Annotated in this window: 20 protein-coding genes; all 20 read left to right on the top strand. The window is 67.9% G+C overall.

Annotated features, from left to right (window positions below; all coding sequences use genetic code 11):
- Positions 1-240 precede the first annotated feature (240 nt).
- Positions 241-1,599: a flagellar filament capping protein FliD gene (gene fliD, locus AC06E7_RS16740; RefSeq protein WP_095363798.1), complete on the top strand. Its 1,359-nt coding sequence runs from the start codon at positions 241-243 to the stop codon at positions 1,597-1,599.
- Between the two features lie 101 nt (positions 1,600-1,700).
- Positions 1,701-2,117 (top strand): flagellar export chaperone FliS, encoded by a 417-nt coding sequence (gene fliS, locus AC06E7_RS16735; protein ID WP_068851708.1) that lies wholly within the window; start codon positions 1,701-1,703, stop codon positions 2,115-2,117.
- Positions 2,117-2,431 (top strand): hypothetical protein, encoded by a 315-nt coding sequence (locus tag AC06E7_RS16730; protein ID WP_478065382.1) that lies wholly within the window; start codon positions 2,117-2,119, stop codon positions 2,429-2,431. The genes fliS and AC06E7_RS16730 overlap by 1 nt, the downstream gene beginning before the upstream one ends.
- The gene (locus AC06E7_RS16725) at positions 2,428-3,012 is read left to right on the top strand and encodes a PilZ domain-containing protein (protein WP_068851701.1); all 585 of its coding nucleotides are present in this window, start codon (positions 2,428-2,430) and stop codon (positions 3,010-3,012) included. The genes AC06E7_RS16730 and AC06E7_RS16725 overlap by 4 nt, the downstream gene beginning before the upstream one ends.
- Positions 3,013-3,069: 57 nt before the next feature.
- Positions 3,070-3,702: a response regulator gene (locus AC06E7_RS16720; RefSeq protein ID WP_068851698.1), complete on the top strand. Its 633-nt coding sequence runs from the start codon at positions 3,070-3,072 to the stop codon at positions 3,700-3,702.
- Positions 3,703-3,966: 264 nt separating this feature from the next.
- A complete protein-coding gene (rpoN, locus tag AC06E7_RS16715) occupies positions 3,967-5,376 on the top strand; it encodes an RNA polymerase factor sigma-54 (RefSeq protein WP_478065381.1) in 1,410 nt (469 codons plus the stop codon).
- A 14-nt stretch (positions 5,377-5,390) separates the two neighbouring features.
- Positions 5,391-5,768, top strand: a complete 378-nt coding sequence (locus tag AC06E7_RS16710) for a response regulator (RefSeq protein WP_068851692.1) — start codon at positions 5,391-5,393, stop codon at positions 5,766-5,768.
- Complete coding sequence (locus tag AC06E7_RS16705) at positions 5,765-7,255, top strand: sigma-54 dependent transcriptional regulator (RefSeq protein ID WP_210132469.1); 1,491 nt, start codon at positions 5,765-5,767, stop codon at positions 7,253-7,255. Before AC06E7_RS16710 ends, AC06E7_RS16705 begins: the two co-directional genes overlap by 4 nt.
- Before the next feature lie 428 nt (positions 7,256-7,683).
- On the top strand, positions 7,684-8,793 hold the full coding sequence (locus tag AC06E7_RS16700; protein WP_478065380.1) for a YadA-like family protein: 1,110 nt from the start codon (positions 7,684-7,686) through the stop codon (positions 8,791-8,793).
- Between the two features lie 336 nt (positions 8,794-9,129).
- Positions 9,130-9,486 carry a flagellar hook-basal body complex protein FliE gene (fliE, locus tag AC06E7_RS16695; RefSeq protein WP_068851684.1) on the top strand — a complete coding sequence of 119 codons (357 nt, stop codon included), beginning with the start codon at positions 9,130-9,132 and terminating at the stop codon, positions 9,484-9,486.
- 12 nt (positions 9,487-9,498) lie between these two features.
- Entirely contained in the window at positions 9,499-11,145 is a 1,647-nt protein-coding gene (gene fliF, locus AC06E7_RS16690) for a flagellar basal-body MS-ring/collar protein FliF (protein WP_336443436.1), read from the top strand.
- Positions 11,146-11,167: 22 nt separating this feature from the next.
- Positions 11,168-12,154 carry a flagellar motor switch protein FliG gene (fliG, locus tag AC06E7_RS16685; protein WP_210132790.1) on the top strand — a complete coding sequence of 329 codons (987 nt, stop codon included), beginning with the start codon at positions 11,168-11,170 and terminating at the stop codon, positions 12,152-12,154.
- Positions 12,151-12,786: a FliH/SctL family protein gene (locus tag AC06E7_RS16680; RefSeq protein WP_068851678.1), complete on the top strand. Its 636-nt coding sequence runs from the start codon at positions 12,151-12,153 to the stop codon at positions 12,784-12,786. Before fliG ends, AC06E7_RS16680 begins: the two co-directional genes overlap by 4 nt.
- Positions 12,783-14,165: a FliI/YscN family ATPase gene (locus tag AC06E7_RS16675; RefSeq protein WP_068851675.1), complete on the top strand. Its 1,383-nt coding sequence runs from the start codon at positions 12,783-12,785 to the stop codon at positions 14,163-14,165. The genes AC06E7_RS16680 and AC06E7_RS16675 overlap by 4 nt, the downstream gene beginning before the upstream one ends.
- A 3-nt stretch (positions 14,166-14,168) precedes the next feature.
- On the top strand, positions 14,169-14,624 hold the full coding sequence (fliJ, locus tag AC06E7_RS16670) for a flagellar export protein FliJ (RefSeq protein WP_068851672.1): 456 nt from the start codon (positions 14,169-14,171) through the stop codon (positions 14,622-14,624).
- Complete coding sequence (locus tag AC06E7_RS16665) at positions 14,624-15,766, top strand: flagellar hook-length control protein FliK (RefSeq protein WP_478065387.1); 1,143 nt, start codon at positions 14,624-14,626, stop codon at positions 15,764-15,766. The genes fliJ and AC06E7_RS16665 overlap by 1 nt, the downstream gene beginning before the upstream one ends.
- A gap of 327 nt (positions 15,767-16,093) precedes the next feature.
- Positions 16,094-16,627 carry a flagellar basal body-associated FliL family protein gene (locus AC06E7_RS16660; RefSeq protein WP_176472652.1) on the top strand — a complete coding sequence of 178 codons (534 nt, stop codon included), beginning with the start codon at positions 16,094-16,096 and terminating at the stop codon, positions 16,625-16,627.
- Positions 16,628-16,636: 9 nt separating this feature from the next.
- Entirely contained in the window at positions 16,637-17,644 is a 1,008-nt protein-coding gene (gene fliM / locus AC06E7_RS16655) for a flagellar motor switch protein FliM (protein WP_068851665.1), read from the top strand.
- On the top strand, positions 17,641-17,982 hold the full coding sequence (fliN, locus tag AC06E7_RS16650; protein ID WP_068851662.1) for a flagellar motor switch protein FliN: 342 nt from the start codon (positions 17,641-17,643) through the stop codon (positions 17,980-17,982). The genes fliM and fliN overlap by 4 nt, the downstream gene beginning before the upstream one ends.
- A complete protein-coding gene (fliO, locus tag AC06E7_RS16645) occupies positions 17,979-18,380 on the top strand; it encodes a flagellar biosynthetic protein FliO (RefSeq protein ID WP_068851659.1) in 402 nt (133 codons plus the stop codon). Before fliN ends, fliO begins: the two co-directional genes overlap by 4 nt.

The raw sequence follows: 18,380 nt of genomic DNA, 5'->3' as shown, positions 1-18,380 counted from the left end.
TTCGAGCGTGATGAGCCTGCTGAACGGCTAAGCGTCATTGGCGTTGCGAAACAGGGAACCCCGCTCCGGCGGGGTTTTTTGTTGGCCACGGCGCCACTCTGGCATGCCGCTTGCACCTGCTTTGGCATCAGCGCGCCCACCGCCAGGTGGACGGGCCTCAAGCCTCCCCGTTCCGGGCCGATACCACCTGCAGGAAGCGCAGGCGATTGCGTGCCCACATTTCAAGACAGGACTGCAGACATGGCGATTGGCACCATTGGTACCGGCCTCGATATTCCCACCCTGGTGGCCCAGCTGGTCGCCAAGGAGCGCGAACCGCAGGAAAACCAGATCAATTCCGCCGGTACCGCCGCCAGTGCCAAATTGTCGGCGCTGGCCACCCTGACCAGTGGCATGACCAACCTGCAGACCACCCTGGCCAGCCTGATCAAGAACGCCGACAAGCCGTCCTTCAAAGCCAGCACCATCACCGACTCCAACTTCACCGCCAGCATCGACACCAGCGAAGGCGCCGCCTCCGCCTCTGCCGGCACCCACCAGGTGGAAGTCAAATCCCTGGCCCAGGGCCAGAAGCTCAGCTCCGGCGCCTTCGCCAAGGACACCGTCATCGGCGACGGCACCCTGACCATCGCCTATGGCGACAAGACCCTCGACGTCACCATCAACGCCGACAGCAAGCTCAGCGACATCGCCGCGGCCATCAACAAAGCCGCTGGCGGCAAAGTGGTCAGCGCCAGTGTCATCACCGCCGACGATGGCCAGCATCTGATGCTCAGTGCCGTCGATACCGGCCTGTCGGGTGCCGTCAAGATCACCGCCAGCGGCGGCAACGGCGGCCTGGCGGCCCTGACCTACGACGGCACCGCCGGCTCCCCGATGACCCAGACCGTCGAGCCCAAGGATGCCGTCGTCGTCGTCGACGGGTTCACCCGTACCTCCAGCTCCAACACGATCAGCGACATCGTCCCCGGGGTGAACCTGACCCTGACCAAGGCCGGCACTGAAGCGGGCAAGACCCAGACCCTGACGATTACCCGCGACAACACCGCGGTCAAGACCGACATGGCCGCCTTCGTGGCCGCCTACAACGCCATGAACAGCGCGCTGAAGTCCACCAGCGCCTACAACGCCACCAGCAAGACCGCCGCCGCACTCACTGGCGACGCCATGGTGCGCGGCCTGCAGCAGCAGCTGCGCAGCCAGTTCAGCAGCAACATCAACGGCCTCAAGGACATGGGCGTCACCATGGCGGCCGACGGCAGCCTGACCCTGGACAGCGGCAAGATGGAGACCGCCATCGGTAAAGACCCCGATGCCGTGTCCCGCCTGTTCGGCAAGGACGGCGCCATCGGCAAGCCCATGGACACGCTCATCAAGAGCAACCTGGACAAGGAAACCGGCACCCTCACCCAGCGCACCAATTCGCTGAACAAGCAGATCAAGGACCTGGAAAGCCGCCTGGATGCGCTCGACGCGCGCATGGAAAAGGTTTCCGACCGCTACACCAAGCAGTTCACCGCCATGGAAACCCTGGTGACCCAGATGCAGACCACCAGCGACAGCCTGACCCAGGCACTGGCCAAGAAGACCAGCAGCTGACCCGCCGCGCGGCAACGCTCAAGTTTCCGCACCGCACCGCCGATATTCATGGCAGCACCCACCACCTGATGTCTGGCGTGGGTCCCAGAGGAGAAGTTCCAATGTACGGTTCCAGCCGTCAGTACGCAGAGCAGTACCGCAAGGTCGGCGTTTCCAGCGCCGTCAACGATGCCGACCCGCATAAACTGGTCGCCATGCTGCTGACCGGCGCCTGCGAGCGCATCCGCCTGGCCGAGGCCTGCCTGGAGCGCAACGACCAGGCCCGCAAGGGCAAGGCCATCGGCGAGGCCTGCGCCATCGTCGGCCACCTCAATGGCTCGCTCGACCACGAAGCCGGCGGCGACATCGCCGGCAACCTGTCGGCCCTGTACGACTACGTCATGCAGCGCCTGACCGATGCCAACCTGCACAACGACGGCGCTGCCCTGCAGGAAGCCCTGCAGCTGCTGACCGAGATCGATTCTGCGTGGAATGCCATCCCGCACGACCAGCGCCAGCCCGCTGCGGCAGGCGCCTGATGCACGCCTCACTCGCCCCCGACGTCCTTCACCTCCTGCATGATGCGCTGGACAGGCTGTCGGGCGCGGTCGAAGGTGATGACCACGACCTGACCCAGCGCCTGATGGACGCCTACGAACAGCAGGTACGTGCGTACCTGGACGAACACGAGGCCCGCATCGACGCCGGCTCGCTGCGCGGGCTGATCGCCCGCCAGCAGCAGGTCAGCATCCGCATGGCGGCCCGCCGCGACGAAGCGGGCAGCCACCTCACCGCCGACCGACGCGCCGTTCGCGCGTCTCTCGCCTACCTCCGGGCAGAATCCCTGACATGAGCGAACTTCGCCCCAGCGACATCCATCATCCGGCCGAAAGCGAGCTGTTCGATGAAACGCTGAGCTGCGATGTCGCCCTGCCCGCCGAATTCCGCCTGGGCAGCAGCGTGATCCGCCCCGGCAGCGCCGAAACCCTGCTGCGCAGCGTTGCCCTGGTGGAGGATTCCCGGGGCGATGACGGTCATGACGACCGTGGCGAATCCAGTGCCCAGCTGCAGCGCCTGGAAGCCAAGCTGGACCTGACCATGGTGCTGCTCGGCCGGCTGGTGCGGCAGAGCGCCCAGGACCTGGACCTGCGCCCGCTGCGCTGGTCGCGCCGGGGCATCCGCCTGGAACTGGGCGCCCGCACCGGTGCCGCGGCCGGCAGCCTGGGGGTGATCCGCCTGCAGCCCTGCGACTGGCTGCCCGACCACATCGACCTGCCCGTCACCGTGCTGGCCGAAGCGGCCACCGGTGCCGGCTCCTGTTTCCTCTGGCTGCGCTTTGCACCCATGAGCGACGGGCTGGAAATGGCGCTGGAGCGGCACCTGTTCCGGCTGCACCGGCGGCAGGTGGCGGATTCCCGGCGGCGCGGTCTTTAATAAAGGCCCGCGCTAGGATAATGTGAAGAACTTCTTTTCTTCACATCTCCTCTGCCCGTGCGCGTTCTCATCGTCGACGATCACACCCTGGTCCGCGCCGGCCTAAGCCGCCTGCTCCAGGGCTTTGCCGACGTCGAGGTCGCCGCAGAGGCCAGCAATGCAAAGGAGGCGCTTGAAATGGCCCTGCTGCATTCGCCCGATGTGATCCTGATGGACCTGTCCCTGCCCGGTCGTACCGGGCTGGAAGCCCTGAGCGACATCCTGGTCCGCGCGCCGGGCACCCGCGTGGTGATGATGACCATGCACGACGACGCCGTGCACGTGCGCGATGCACTGGACCGCGGTGCGGTGGGCTTCGTGGTGAAGGACGCCGCCCCCCAGGAGCTCGACCTGGCGCTGCGCGCCGCCCATGCCGGCCAGGTGTTCCTGAGCCCGCAGATCTCGGCCAAGATGCTGGCGCCCATGCTGGGCAGGGAAAAGCCGGTCGGCATTGCCGCGCTCTCGCCGCGCCAGCGCGAGATCCTGCGCCAGATCGGCAAGGGTGAAAGCAACAAGGAAATCGCCGCCGACCTGGGCATCAGCGTCAAGACGGTGGAAACCCACCGCGCGCGCATGATGGAATCGCTGGGCTGCCGCCGCGCCAACGACCTGCTGCTGCTCGCCGCGCGTCACCAGCACGAACTGGAATAACCGGCGTCGATTCCCCGACATCTGCCTGCCACAGCGGCCACGAGCGCCGGGTTTTTGATCGGGACGCAGCCGAAGACACCGCGGAAACAGCGATCCCCGCCGCGCCCAGCGTCAAATAACCAGACATACCGTCAGGAATCTCCCCACACGCTGTCGGGAACCTGACGACCCCGCTAGGGAACCCCCTGATTTCGCCCCCACGGGATCACAAGCAAGATGTGTTCCATAACGCACCGGGGGCTCGGGGCGACGGGGATACACCACATGAAGCCGATGATGTCGACCCAGATGGGTCAGCAGCTGCACCTCACGCCGCAATTGCTGCAGTCGATCCGACTGCTGCAGCTGGACGGCATGCAGCTGGAGCTGGAAATCCGCCGCGCACTGGACACCAACCCGCTGCTGGAGCTGGAAGAAGCGCCCGCGCCCGACACCGCCGAGACCGGCGAAGCCGGCACCACCGTGGAAGTGGCCGCCTTCGACGAACTGCCCGAGCCGGCGATGTGGGACGTGGCCGGGGCCAGCTGGCACGACGGCGACGACGACCGCCTGCAGCGCATTGCCGCCGACGAATCCAGCGACCCGCAGCTGCGCGCCCTGCAGCGCCTGTCGCTGGAACTGGATGCACGCGAACTGGCCGTGGCCCGCTTCTGGCTGGAGCACTGCGACGATGCGGGCTACCTGGACGCGCCGCTGGAGCAGCTGACCCTGTTGGCCAGCGCCCATTGCGATGTGGACGCCGACGGTGTGGAAGCGGTGCGCCAGCAGATCCTGCACGGCGACCCGGCCGGCCTGGCCGCCCGCGACCTGCACGAATGCCTCTCGGTCCAGCTGCGCGCCCTGCACGGCCGCGTGCCGGCCCGCCACCTGGCCCTGCGGGTGCTGGACCACGGCCTGGACGCCCTGGCCGCGCACGACTACCCCGCCCTGGCCCGCCAGCTGGATGCGGAAGTCGCCGACATCCACGAAGCGGTGCGCCTGATCCTCTCGCTGCAGCCGCGCCCGGGCGACAGCCTGCTGCCCGATACGTCCGGCGCGGTCATCCCGGACGTGGTGGCCTGGCACGCCGATGGCCAGTGGCGCGTGGCGCTCAACCCGGCCACCAGCCGCCGCCTGAGCATCAACCCCACCTACGAAAGTGCCCTGGCCGATGCCGGCGACAGTGCCCAGCCGTTGCGCGACATGCTGCAGGAAGCCCGCTGGCTGACCCGTGGCCTGTCCATGCGCTACGACACCCTGCTGCGCACCACCCGCGTCATCATCGAACGCCAGGCCGGCTTCCTCACCCGCGGCGAAGAGGCCATGGCCCCGCTGACCCTGAAGGAAGTGGCCGATGCCATCGGCATGCACGAGTCCACCGTCTCGCGCATCACCACCGGCAAGTACCTGCAGACCCCGCGCGGCACCCTGGAGCTGAAGCACTTCTTCGCCGTGCGCCTGGAAGGCGCCAGCGTCTCCGGCCAGGCCGTGAAGGCCATGGTCCGGCGCCTGATCGATGCCGAACCGGCCGGTCGTCCGCTGGCTGATGAGGCCATTGCGGGACTTCTGTCACGCCAGGGCGTAAACATTGCCCGCCGAACCGTTGCAAAATACCGCGAACAACTGGACATCGCCCCGGCCCGGGAACGCCGCCGGCACAATGCCCGCACCCCGCTACTGGCCCGGGTGGGCTGAAGGAAGTACACGACATGAACAAGCTCACCGTCCTGCTGGTCGATGACCACGAGGGCTTCATCAACGCCGCCATGCGCCACTTCCGCAAGGTCGACTGGCTCGATGTGGTCGGCAGCGCCGGCAATGGCCTGGAAGCCATCGAGCGTTCCGAGTCGCTGCGCCCGCAGGTGGTGCTGATGGATTTGGCCATGCCGGAAATGGGCGGGCTGCAGGCCACCCGCCTGATCAAGACCCAGGACGATGCACCCTACATCGTCATCGCCAGCCACTTCGACGACGTCGAACACCGCGAGCACGCCCTGCGTGCCGGCGCCGACAACTTCGTCAGCAAGCTGTCCTACATCCAGGAGGTCATGCCGATCCTGGAGGGCTTGAAGGAGCCGACGCCATGAGCGAGTCGCGCATCCTGGTGCTGGATAACGACGCCGTGCGCGCCGAGCGCACCGTTGGCCTGCTGGAATTCATGGACTTCAACCCGCGCTGGATTGCCGACGCGGCCGATTTCGATACCACCCGCCACCGTGCCACCGACTGGATGGCCGTGATCATCGGCGGCCTGGAGCCGGGCGCGCGAAGTGAAGCGCTGTTCGCGTGGGCCGGCCAGGGCGCCCTGCCGCCGCCGGTGATGCTGATTGACGGCGATGCTGCCGCGTTCGCCCAGCGCCACGGCCTGCATGAGGCCAATGTGTGGCCGCTGGAAGCCCCGCTGCGCCATGCGCAGATGGAAGCCCTGCTGCGCCGTGCCAGCCTGAAGCGGCTTGACGCCGAGCACCAGGCCGGCGCCAGCCAGGACCAGGGTCCCACCGGTGACGGTGCGGCGGTGAGCGCGCTGCGCCAGATGATCGAGCAGGTGGCCGCCTTCGACACCACCGTGCTGGTGCTGGGCGAATCGGGTACCGGCAAGGAAGTGGTGTCGCGTTCGATCCACCAGCGCTCGCCGCGCCGCGATGGCCCGTTCGTGGCGATCAACTGCGGCGCGATTCCGGCCGACCTGCTGGAAAGCGAACTGTTCGGTCACGAAAAGGGTGCCTTCACCGGCGCACTCAGCGCACGCAAGGGCCGTTTCGAGATGGCCGAGGGCGGCACCCTGCTGCTGGACGAAATCGGCGACATGAGCCTGCCGATGCAGGTCAAGCTGCTGCGCGTGCTGCAGGAACGCAGCTTCGAGCGCGTGGGCGGCAACCAGACCATCCGCTGCAACGTGCGGGTGATCGCCGCAACCCACCGCGACCTGGAATCGCGCATTGCCGATGGCAAGTTCCGCGAGGATCTGTTCTACCGGCTCAATGTGTTCCCGATCGAAGTGCCGGCGCTGCGCGACCGCAGCGAAGACCTGCCCGCACTGGTCACCACCATTGCCGGCCAGCTGGCCCGCACCGGCCGCGGCGAAGTGCGTTTCAGCCCGGAAGCGCTGCAGGCCCTGGCCGCCTACGAATGGCCGGGCAACGTGCGCGAGCTGACCAACCTGGTGGAGCGCCTGGCCGTGCTGCACCCGGGTGGCAACGTGCGCGTGCAGGACCTGCCGGCACGGTATCGCGGTGATTTCGCGGTGGCAGCGCCGGTTGCAGTAGCGCCGCCGGCACCGGCCGGTGACGACCGCCTGGACCTGCGCAGCTTCTCCTTCCACGCCCCGGCGACGGGTGCGGCGGCAGCGAACGGCGCCGCCCCGGCCGACAAGTCCCCGGCCCTGCCCGACGCCGGCCTGGACCTGCGCAACCACATGGCCAACATCGAGCTGACCCTGATCAACGAGGCGCTGGAGCGCACGCAGGGCGTGGTCGCCCACGCTGCCCAGCTGCTCGGCCTGCGGCGTACCACGCTGGTGGAGAAGCTGCGCAAGTATGGGATCGAGCGGGACCAGGCTGAGTTGGCGGGTTGATGTTTGCAGGATGCGCATAGTCGGAAAGGCCCGGTTTACACCGGGCCTTTTTGCGTTTCAGCCGATGGGATCGATTGGTCCGGACGGCGTCCCTCACTTCGTTCCGGCGTCGGGATGCCTGACGGGCGGCTTCGGATTGTCTAAACGTCGGTGGCATCGTCGCAACCGATTGCACACCGGCCCCGGATGCTTGCGCCACGCTGCGCGCGGTCGCCGACTGACAGTCGGCGCTACGAATTGTTACGGGCGCCGGTGGGATCCGGATACGCAGTTCCTGCGATGGCCCTTCACCTCACCATGACGGCACCGGGCATAGCGTCGCCAGCAGCCGTATGCGGGGGAGACGCGTACGGGGAATCGGGGGATTCATGCAGATCGCCTGACCGGCATTGCCCCGGCGGGCGCGCTGCCACCCGAGGATCTCCGCCATGGATCGTTCCTGGTACCGCATCGCATTGCGTGGTGTTTCGCGCGCGACCTCCACCCGTTCCCTCCTCATCACCGCCGCTGCGTTGGGCGTGTTCCTGTCACTGATGTCACCCGTGGCTGCACAGACGGTATGCACCCAGACCGGCGGCGCAGCCCCCACCGCGACCGGTGCCGGCGCCTTCGCCTGTGGCGACGCGGCCACTGCCGGAGGAGCCAATGCAACGGCCGTCGGCAACGGGTCGACCGCAGGCGATCAGTTCGGCACCGCACTGGGGCGCAACGCGAGCGCCAGTGGCTTCGCCTCGACGTCCGTCGGCTACAACAACCAAGCGTCCGGCCGTGATTCTGTCGCGATCGGTGTCAACAGCACCGCCACCCAGGAAGGATCCATCGTCATTGGCGTGGGCACCAACTCCACCGCACAGAACGGGATTGCGATCGGCCAGGGTGCAAGCGCGACAGGCGTCAGCTCCATTGCACTAGGTGCTGGCGCGGTCGCCACCGAAGCCAATACGGTGTCGCTGGGCGTGGCCGGGTCCGAGCGTCGCATCGTCAACATGGCGGCGGGTACTGCCGACACCGACGGCGTCAACGTCAGCCAGTTGAAGCAATCGGCGGCAGACACGCTGACCGCGGCCAACACCTACACCGACGAGCAGGCCGACGCCACGCTGACCGAGGCCAACACGTATACCGACCAGGTGGCAGGCGATACGTTGACGGCGGCCAACGATTACACCAACCAGCAGGTCAACCAGATCGGCGGAATGGCCAGCGGTGCAGCAGCGGCGCTGGAACAATTCCGGGCAGAGGCCAATGACCGCTTCGCGGGCATCGACTCCCGCTTGAACGCCATGGATGACAGCCTGCGCACGATGGACAAGCGCATCAGTCGACAGGCGGCCATGACCGCCGCCTTCGTACAGAGCTCCGGCATGCCCGATGTCGGTAAGAACTACCTCGGTGCCGGGGTGGGCTGGTCCGAAGGCGAGAACGCCTTTGCCGCCACGTTCCGCCGTCGGTTCACCGAGCACTTCACGGCGTCCGTCGGCGGCGCCAAGAGCGGCAATGAAAGCTCAGTGGGCGTGGGCGCCGGCTTCACCTGGTAGCCGCGCCCCCCTTAAGTGTCCAGACGCCCGGCCAGCCCGGGCGTCTTTGTCTCCGGTAGCGCCGGCCGTTGGCCAGCCCACGCGATGCCCGGCGATACGCAGAACAACGACCGGTGGCCAGCGCCACCGACCAGGCGTCGGTTTCCCGACGCCGGGGTTCCGACGTCCCCCTGGCGACCTGCTGACGCACCGGCTTTCCGCCACGCCCGGCGTGTAACCGGTTGCGCCACGGGTCCCTGCGGCCCGCCATCACGACATCGCTGAACCACTCAGCCGTTTCGGCACGGGGCTTGCAACGTCATCACTCGAAACCCCCAAACAGCCGGAACGTTCCAGATGTCACACTCCGTCACCTCGATTCTTTCCCAGATCCGCACCTACCAGACCCAGGTCGGTCAGTCCGTTGAGACCCCCCAGACCAACGCCCTGCAAGGGCTGCAGGGGCTGGGGGCGCCGCAGGACGTGCAGGGCCCGAGCTTCACCGAGACCCTGCGTGGCGCGATCGCCGGCGTCAACGAGGCGCAGCAGAAATCCGGCGCCCTCGCCCGCGCCTTCGAACTGGGTGAACCCGGCGCCGACCTGGCCAAGGTGATGGTCGCCTCGCAGCAGTCCCAGATCGCCTTCCGCGCCACCGTGGAAGTCCGCAACCGTCTCGTCCAGGCTTACCAGGACGTGATGAACATGCCGCTGTAAGGATAGAAACGCATGGCCCTGTCGCTCACCAAGGAATCCCTGAACGCCGAAAAGGCGGGCCAGTGGTTCGACCGGCTGCAAAGCCTGCAGATCACCCGTCGGCTTGGCCTGATGGCGATGATCGCCGTGGCCGTTGCGGCAGGCCTGTTCGTGTTCTTCTGGTCGCAGAAGCCGGGGATGGTGCCGCTGTACACCGGCCTGGACCAGAAGGCCACCGCCGAAGCCACCGACCTGCTGCGTGCGGCGCAGATTCCGTTCGAACTGGATGCGGCCACCGGCGGCATCACCGTGCCGGAAAAGAACCTGCACGATGCGCGCCTGAAGCTGGCCGGCTCCGGCCTGACCGACAGCGGCCGGCTCGGCTTCGAGCTGATGGAGCGCGACCCCGGCTTCGGCGTCAGCCAGTTCATGGAAAATGCCCGCTACCAGCACTCGCTGGAAACCGAGCTGTCGCGCACCATCAACACCCTGCGTCCGGTGCGCGACTCGCGCGTGCACCTGGCCATTCCCAAGCCCAGCGCCTTCACCCGCCAGCGCGACGTCGCCAGCGCCTCGGTGGTGCTGGAACTGCGCGGTGGCCAGCAGCTGGAACGCGGCCAGATCGATGCCATCGTGCACATGGTGGCCGCCAGCATTCCCGACCTGGCCGCCGAGCGCGTCACCGTGGTCGACCAGAGCGGGCGCATGCTCAGCGTGTCCGACCCCAACAGCGAAGCGGCAGTCAACGCCGCCCAGTTCGACCAGGTGCGCCGCCAGGAAACCTCGTTCAACCAGCGCATCCGCGAGCTGCTCGAGCCGATGACCGGCCCGGGCCGGGTCAACCCGGAGGTCAGCGTGGACATGGACTTCTCGGTCACCGAAGAAGCCCGCGAAATCTACAACGGCGAGCCGCAGAAGCTGCGCAGCGAACAGACCAGCGAAAACAGCACGACCACCCCGGGTCCGCAGGGCGTACCGGGTGCGGCCAGCAACACGCCGCCGGGTCCGGCTGCGGCACCGGCCACCGCTGCCACGCCTACCGAAACCGCGCGCAACGCCACACGCAACTACGAACTGGATCGCACCCTGCAGCACAGCCGCCAGCCGGCCGGCCGCATCAAGCGCGTTTCCGTCGCCGTACTGCTGGACAACGTGCCGCGCCCGGGCGCCAACGGCAAGACCACCGAGCAGCCGCTGTCGGCCGCTGAACTCACCCGCGTCGAAGCGCTGGTCAAGCAGGCAGTGGGCTTCAACGCCGAGCGTGGCGACACCGTGTCGGTGATGAACGCTCCGTTCGTGCGTGAAGTCACCCCCGTCGAAGGGCCGAAGTGGTGGGAACTGCCGCAGGTGCAGGACGGCCTGCGCCTGCTGCTCGGTGCCATCGTGGTGCTGGCGCTGGTGTTCGGCGTACTGCGCCCGGCGCTGCGCTCGATCACCGGCACCCCGAAGAAGCCCAGCCGGGACGACAGCCTCGAACCGCACAGCGCCGACGTGCAGCTGGTGGACGATGGCGAAGGCCTGCCCCAGCTCGGCTCGGACCGGGTACACCTTTCTGGCCAAGAGCCGCTGGCATTGCCGGTGGACTCCTACGAGGAACGACTGCGCATGGCGCGTGAAGCTGTAAAGACCGATTCCAAGCGCGTGGCCCAGGTGGTCAAGGGCTGGGTGGCCAATGATTGATCCCGCCGCCCCCCCTGCCCCGCTGAGCGGCGTGCAGCGCGCCGCCGTGCTGCTGCTGTCCCTGGGCGAAGTGGAAGCGGCCGACGTGCTGCGCCACATGGAACCGAAGGAAGTGCAGAAGATCGGCATCGCCATGGCGACCATGAGCGACATCACCCGCGAGCAGGTCGAGCGGGTCATGGACCAGTTCAGCAACGAACTGGGCTCCAAGACCTCGCTTGGCGTCGGCTCGGACGACTACATCCGCAACATGCTGGTGCAGGCCCTGGGCAGCGAGAAGGCCGGCAACCTCATCGACCGCATCCTGCTCGGCCGCAACACCACCGGCCTGGACGCGCTGAAGTGGATGGACCCGCGTGCAGTGGCTGACCTGGTGCGCAACGAGCACCCGCAGATCATCGCCATCGTGATGGCCCACCTGGAAACCGACCAGGCCGCCGATGCGCTCAAGCTGCTGCCCGAGCGCACCCGCGTGGACGTGCTGCTGCGCATCGCCACCCTGGACGGCATTCCGCCGAACGCGTTGAACGAACTGAACGAAATCATGGAGCGCCAGTTCGCCGGCAACCAGAACCTGAAGTCGTCCAACATCGGCGGCGTGCAGTGCGCGGCCAACATCCTCAACTTCATGGACAGTGGCCAGGACCAGGCCATCCTCGGCGAGATCTCGCGCATCGATGCGCCGCTGAGCGCGCGCATCCAGGAAAAGATGTTCGTGTTCGACGACCTGATCGACCTGGAAGACCGCGAACTGCAGCTGGTGCTGCGCGAAGTCAGTGGCGAGCGCCTGGGCCTGGCCCTGCGCGGCGCCGATATCAAGGTGCGCGACAAGATCACCCGCAACATGTCCCAGCGTGCCGCCGAAATCCTGCTTGAAGACATGGAAGCACGCGGTCCGGTGCGCCTGTCGGACGTGGAAACCGCGCAGCGCGAGATCCTGGCCATCGTCAAGCGCATGGCCGATGAAGGCACCGTCACTCTCGGCGGCAACGCGGAGGCGATGCTGTGAACCACGCCGTGCGCTGGCTTGCCCCGGACCTGCTGGCGGCCCCTGCCGCCCCGCAGGACGACCATTACGACCTCGACGAACCGGTTGCCGAACACGAGCCCGAGCCGCTGCTGCAGCTGCCGACCCTGGAAGAAATCCAGGCGATCCAGGACGCTGCGGAGAAAGACGGTTTCGAACAGGGCCACGCCGACGGCCAGGCCCAGGGCCAGGCCGAAGTGCGCCGCCTGGTCGCGCAGATCGAAGGCATCCTGGACAACTTCGGCCGTCCACTGGCCCGTCTCGAAAACGAAGTAGTGGCCGCGCTCGGCGAACTGGCCGTGCGCATCGCCGGCACCCTGGTCGGCCGCGCCTACGAGGCCGACCCCGCCCTGCTCGCGCAGTTGGTTGGCGAAGCGGTCGACGCGGTGGGCGGTGCCAATCGCGACGTCGAAGTGCGCCTGCACCCCGACGACATCGCCGCACTCGCCCCGCTGCTGCAGCTCTCGCCCACCCAGCGCCTCACCGCCGACCTCACCCTGAGCCGTGGCGACCTGCGCGTACACGCCGAAGCCGTGCGCATCGACGGCACCCTCGAGGCGCGTCTGCGCGGCGCGCTGGATGCAGTGCTGCGCAAATCCGGAGCCAGCGCATGAACCCCGAACCCCTGCCCCCGCCCGCCGCGGACTGGTCCGCCGCGCGCAACCTGCGCCTGGCCGCGCGCCTGGACGGTATCAAGCCCGACGGCGCACATGGTCGCGGCCTGATCCGCGAAGGCGTGCTGCGCCGCGCGGTCGGCCTGACCCTGGAAGCGGTCGGCTGCGAATCGCCGATGGGCGCCAGCTGCAAGGTCGAAGTGGCCGATGGCGGCTGGGTCGATGCCGAAGTGGTCGGCTTCGCCGGCGAACGCACCTACCTCATGCCCAGCGCCGAGCTGCACGGGCTGCTGCCCAACGCCCGCGTGGTGCCCTCGCTGGGCCGTGGCGGCGTGGAAGTCGGCGAAGGCCTGCTCGGCCGCGTCATCGACAGCGACGGCGTGCCCCTGGACGGCAAGGGCCCGATCCGCGCCGAAGGCACCGTCGGCATGGCCGGCGTCTCGATCAACCCGCTCGCCCGTGAACCGATCACCCAGCCGCTCGATGTCGGCGTGCGCGCCATCAACGCCCTGCTGCCGATCGGCCGTGGCCAGCGCGTGGGCCTGTTCGCCGGTTCCGGCGTCGGCAAGTCCACCCTGCTGGGCATGATGACCCGCTACACCGCCGCCGATGTGATCGTGGTCGGCCTGATCGGCGAACGTGGCCGCGAAGTGCGCGATTTCGTCGAAAGCACCCTCGGCGAAGAAGGCCTGCGCCGCGCCGTGGTGGTGGCCAGCCCCGCCGACCGCCCACCGCTGGCCCGCCTGCACGGCGCCTACCGCGCCACCGCCATTGCCGAATGGTTCCGCGACCAGGGCCTGAACGTGCTGCTGCTGATGGACTCGCTGACCCGCTTCGCCCAGGCCCAGCGCGAAATCGGCCTGTCCGTCGGCGAACCGCCGACCACCCGCGGCTACCCGCCCTCGGTGTTCGCCAAACTGCCCGCGCTGGTCGAACGCGCCGGCAACGGCGCCAAGGGCCGCGGCTCCATCACCGCGTTCTACACCGTGCTGACCGAAGGCGACGACCCCCAGGACCCCATCGCCGACGCCGCCCGCGCCATCCTCGACGGCCACATCCTGCTCTCCCGCCGCGTGGCCGACAGCGGCCTGTACCCGGCCATCGACGTCGAATCGTCGGTCAGCCGCGTCGTCACTGAAATCGCCGACGAACCCTGGCGCCTGCGCATCCGCAAGCTCAAGCGCCTGGTCTCGGCCTACTCCAGCAACCGCGACCTGATCGCCATCGGCGCCTACCAGCGCGGCAACGATCCGGCCACCGACGAAGCACTGGAACGCTGGTCGGACATCGTCGATTTCCTCGGCCAGGACGTCGGCAAAGCCGCCGACCTGCCGCACAGCCAGGCCGCGCTCAAGCGCCTGGTGGAACCTGAGGGCTAACCCATGCAATCCAAGCGCATCGATCCCCTGCTCAAGCGGGCCCAGGACCACGAAGACGAAGTCGCCCGCGACCTCGCCGAACGCCAGCGCGTGCTCGACACCCACCTCTCACGCCTGGAAGAGCTGCGGCGCTATGCCGAGGAGTACGCGAACGCACAGATGGCCGCCACCAGCCCGGCCCAGCTGCTCAACCGCCGCGCCTTCCTCGACCGCCTCGACACCGCCGTCGCCCAGCAGCGCCAGACCGTCGACAGCAACCGTGAAAAGGTCGAAGCCGAACGCGCCCGCCTGATCCTGGCCAGCCGCGACAAAGCCGTGCTCGAACAGCTCGCTGCCAGCTACCGCGCCCAGGAAAAAGTCCTGGTCGACCGCCGCGACCAGCGCGAAATGGACGACCTCGGCGCCCGCCGCAGCCGCCTGGCCCGCGCCGAAGACACCGACAGCGGAGACACCCCGTGATGCCCCCCAGCCTGCTTGGCAGCAGCGCCGGCCCCACCGCCAGCAGCAGCGCCACCCCCACCAGCCCCAGCGCGCGCAGCACCGCCAGCGGCGGCAGCGACCGTCGGGACTTTGACGCCCTGCTGAAAGCCGACGGCGGCCCTAAAGACGCGCCCGCCAAGGCCACCAAAGACAAACCCACGACCGCCGACGCCGGCGGCAGCAGCACGGGCGACGCCCCCGGCCGCCCCGGCGCGGACGCGCCAGCCGAGGCCACCGACCCGGCCACCGCCCCCACGACTGCCGCCAGCGACACGCCGACCGCCAGCGACGCCACCGACGACGCCGACACCGCTCCATGGCCGCCGCTCGGCCTCGCTGGCCTGGCCTTGGCCGGCGTCGAAGCCGTCAGCGTCATGGCCGCCCCCGCCGCCAATGCCGACACCGCGCTGGCCAAGGCCGACCCGGCACTCCCCACCGCGCCCACCACCCCCACCAGCGCACTGCCCGCCGCGCTGCCCGGCCTCGCCCCCGCCGCCACTGCCAGCAGCGCCGCGCCCATCGCCCTGCCGGCCGACGCCCAGGTCACTGAAGACGTCGCCCTGCCCGATTCGCTGAAAGACGCCATCGCCAACGCCGGCAGCGACACCGACGCCCCCACCACCTCGCTCCTGCACGCCCTGCACGCCGCCGCCGAACTCAAGGCCGCCGCCACCGCCAGCACCCCGTTCCAGGGCGACCCCACCGCCACCCCGCACATCGGCGGCGACGACTTCGACGACGCCATGAGCGCCCGCATCGGCTGGCTGGCCGACCAGAAAATCGGCCACGCCACCATCAAAGTCACCCCGCACGACCTCGGCCAGATCGAAGTCCGCCTCCAGATGGACGGCGACAAGGTCCACGCCAGCTTCAGCAGCGCCCACGCCGACGTCCGCCACGCCCTCGAATCCAGCATCCCGCGCCTGCGTGAAATGCTGAACGACCAGGGATTCCAGCTGGGCAATGCCGACGTTGGCCACCAGCAGACCGCGCAGGATGGCAAGGCAAACGGCGGCCAGGCAGGCCACGGAACCACCGACGGCGACCCGGCATTGGTCGAAACGACAATTTCCCCATCGCAATTGATGCGCCAGCGCGGTTTGGTCGACGCATACGCGTAAAGCCGGCCCGACCAACGGTCGGGCCCTACCGCTCTTGCCTTCCGTGAATGACACACTGTCATAGGTGGGTCGGGGCCGGTTTGCGGGGGTGTGAGCGGCATGGATGCCGCGACCAAGCCCCCAGGGATGGGTTCACGGCGTCCCCCGCAAACCGGCACCGACCCGCCAAGCCTCAGACAGCGCACAGCCGACGCCGTTGCCGTTGCTGTTGCCGTTGCTGTTGCCGTTGCCGTTGCCGTTGCCCTTGCCCTTGAAACGTCAAATTCCCGACAACGAAACACCGGCGCATTACGGCACGCCCTTTGCATGTAGCCAGGAAGCAATCCTATGGAGCTTCCCCTCGTGGCCGCAGCCGCTGACAAAACCAAGAAATCCACCGACAAGGACAAGGCCGCCAAGCCGCGCAGCCCCCTCCTCGTCACCGCCCTGATCGCCGTCGTCGCCGCTGGCGCCGCCGGTGGCGGCGTGTGGTACTTCACCCAGTCCCACGACGAGAAGACCCCCGCCAAAGCCGCCACCGCCAAATCGGCCGTGCCCGCCCCCGCCCAGTACTTCGGCCTCGAACCCCCGTTCGTCGTCAACCTCAGCAGCAGCTTCGACGGCCCCCGCTACCTCCAGGTCGAAGTCCAGCTCATGACCCGCGACCCGGCCGCCCTTGAAGCCATCAAGCTTCACGCCCCCGCCATCCGCGCCAAACTGCTCATGCTGTTCTCCCAGGTCGAACCGGCCCAGATCGCCGACCGCGCCGGCAAAGAACGCCTGCAGGCCGACTCCCTGGCCGAAGTGCAGAAACTGCTCAAAGCCGAAACCGGCAGCAAGGGCGTCGACGAACTGCTGTTCACCAGCTTCGTCACCCAGTAAGGGCATCCCATGAATGACCTGCTTTCCCAGGACGAAATCGATGCCCTGCTGCATGGCGTCGATTCCGGCGCCGTCGAAACCGAAGTCGACGCCATCGCCCCCGGCGAAGCGCGCAACTACGATTTTGCCAGCCAGGACCGCATCATCCGGGGGCGCATGCCGACCCTGGAAATGGTCAACGAGCGCTTCGCCCGCCTCTGGCGCATCGGCCTGTTCAACCTGATCCGCCGCTCCGCCGAACTGTCCGTGCGCGGCATCGAACTGATCAAGTTCAACGACTACATGCACTCCCTGTATGTACCGACCAACCTCAACCTGATCCGCTTCAAGCCCCTGCGCGGCACTGGCCTGATCGTCTTCGAGCCTACCCTCGTGTTCGCCATCGTCGACAACTTCTTCGGCGGCGACGGGCGCTACCCCACCCGCATCGAAGGCCGCGAGTTCACCGCCACCGAAATGCGCGTCATCCACCTCCTGCTCAAGCAGACCTTCGCCGACCTGCGCGAAGCCTGGGCCCCGGTGATGGATGTCGAACTCGAATACATCAACTCCGAAATCAACCCCCACTTCGCCAACATCGTCACCCCCCGCGAATACGTCGTGGTCTGCCGCCTGCATGTCGAACTCGACGGCGGTGGCGGCGACATCCACGTAACGTTGCCGTACTCGATGCTCGAACCGATCCGCGAACTGCTCGACGCCGGCATCCAGAGCGACCGCAACGACCGCGACGAAAGCTGGGGCACCATGCTGCGCGAACAGCTCAACATCGCCGAAGTCACCCTCTCCAGCGTGCTCGCCACCAAGCGCATGAGCCTGCGTGACCTCACCCAGCTCAAGATCGGCGACATCCTGCCCATCGACCTGCCTCCCCACGTGCCGCTGTGCGTGGAGAACATTCCCGTGTTCACCGGCCAGTTCGGCGTCGCCAACGGCATGAACGCCGTGAAGATCACCGCTACCCATCCCCCGGGCACCCGCCCGCGCGCTCCCGTTATCCAGGAAGACCCGCAATGAACGACGACATCGAAACCAACGAACCGGCACCGGCGCAGTTCACCACCCTGCAGTCCGACGAGACCAGCGGTGGCCCGGATCTGAACCTCGACGTGATCCTCGACGTACCGGTCACCCTGTCGCTGGAAGTCGGCCGCGCCCGCCTGCCCATCCGCAACCTGCTGCAGCTCAACCAGGGCTCGGTGGTCGAACTGGAACGCGGCGCCGGCGAATCGCTCGACGTGTTCGTCAACGGCACCCTCATCGCCCACGGCGAAGTCGTGGTCATCAACGACCGCTTCGGCGTGCGCCTGACCGACGTGGTCAGCCCCAGCGAACGGATCCGGAGACTGCGTTGATTTCCCTGGCACTCATTGCCGCCGGTGCACCGGCGGCCAAGGTCGGCCAGCACGCCGCCGCGGCACCCAGCATGTTCGGCGCCGTGCTCGCACTGCTGGCCGTGCTGGCGCTGATCGTCGGCCTGGGCTGGGTGCTCAAGCGCATGCCCGGCAGCGGCTTCAAGCCCGCCGACGGCCTGCGCGTGGTGGCCAGCCTCAACGTGGGTGCCAAGGAACGCGTCGTCGTCGTCGATATCAATGGCGAACAGCTGCTGCTCGGCGTCACCGCCGGCGGCATCAACACCCTGCACCGCCTGCCCGAACCGCTGCCCACCCCGGAACCGGCGCGCCTGCCGGATTTCAAGAACCTGCCGAATTTCGCCCAGCTGCTGCAACAGCGGCTGCGCAAGGAAAAATGA

This window comes from Stenotrophomonas sp. Steno-Z4, assembly GCF_056393145.1.
This window is presented reverse-complemented; position numbering and strand designations above follow the sequence as displayed.

What these genes read in the sequence shown, in the direction of transcription:
- fliD (WP_095363798.1), top strand. Translation starts at nt 241, where the DNA reads ATGGCGATTGGCACCATTGGTACCGGCCTCGATATTCCCACCCTGGTG.
- fliS (WP_068851708.1), top strand. Translation starts at nt 1,701, where the DNA reads ATGTACGGTTCCAGCCGTCAGTACGCAGAGCAGTACCGCAAGGTCGGC.
- AC06E7_RS16730 (WP_478065382.1), top strand. Translation starts at nt 2,117, where the DNA reads ATGCACGCCTCACTCGCCCCCGACGTCCTTCACCTCCTGCATGATGCG.
- AC06E7_RS16725 (WP_068851701.1), top strand. Translation starts at nt 2,428, where the DNA reads ATGAGCGAACTTCGCCCCAGCGACATCCATCATCCGGCCGAAAGCGAG.
- rpoN (WP_478065381.1), top strand. Translation starts at nt 3,967, where the DNA reads ATGAAGCCGATGATGTCGACCCAGATGGGTCAGCAGCTGCACCTCACG.
- AC06E7_RS16710 (WP_068851692.1), top strand. Translation starts at nt 5,391, where the DNA reads ATGAACAAGCTCACCGTCCTGCTGGTCGATGACCACGAGGGCTTCATC.
- AC06E7_RS16705 (WP_210132469.1), top strand. Translation starts at nt 5,765, where the DNA reads ATGAGCGAGTCGCGCATCCTGGTGCTGGATAACGACGCCGTGCGCGCC.
- AC06E7_RS16700 (WP_478065380.1), top strand. Translation starts at nt 7,684, where the DNA reads ATGGATCGTTCCTGGTACCGCATCGCATTGCGTGGTGTTTCGCGCGCG.
- fliE (WP_068851684.1), top strand. Translation starts at nt 9,130, where the DNA reads ATGTCACACTCCGTCACCTCGATTCTTTCCCAGATCCGCACCTACCAG.
- fliF (WP_336443436.1), top strand. Translation starts at nt 9,499, where the DNA reads ATGGCCCTGTCGCTCACCAAGGAATCCCTGAACGCCGAAAAGGCGGGC.
- AC06E7_RS16675 (WP_068851675.1), top strand. Translation starts at nt 12,783, where the DNA reads ATGAACCCCGAACCCCTGCCCCCGCCCGCCGCGGACTGGTCCGCCGCG.
- fliJ (WP_068851672.1), top strand. Translation starts at nt 14,169, where the DNA reads ATGCAATCCAAGCGCATCGATCCCCTGCTCAAGCGGGCCCAGGACCAC.
- AC06E7_RS16665 (WP_478065387.1), top strand. Translation starts at nt 14,624, where the DNA reads ATGCCCCCCAGCCTGCTTGGCAGCAGCGCCGGCCCCACCGCCAGCAGC.
- AC06E7_RS16660 (WP_176472652.1), top strand. Translation starts at nt 16,094, where the DNA reads ATGGAGCTTCCCCTCGTGGCCGCAGCCGCTGACAAAACCAAGAAATCC.
- fliM (WP_068851665.1), top strand. Translation starts at nt 16,637, where the DNA reads ATGAATGACCTGCTTTCCCAGGACGAAATCGATGCCCTGCTGCATGGC.
- fliN (WP_068851662.1), top strand. Translation starts at nt 17,641, where the DNA reads ATGAACGACGACATCGAAACCAACGAACCGGCACCGGCGCAGTTCACC.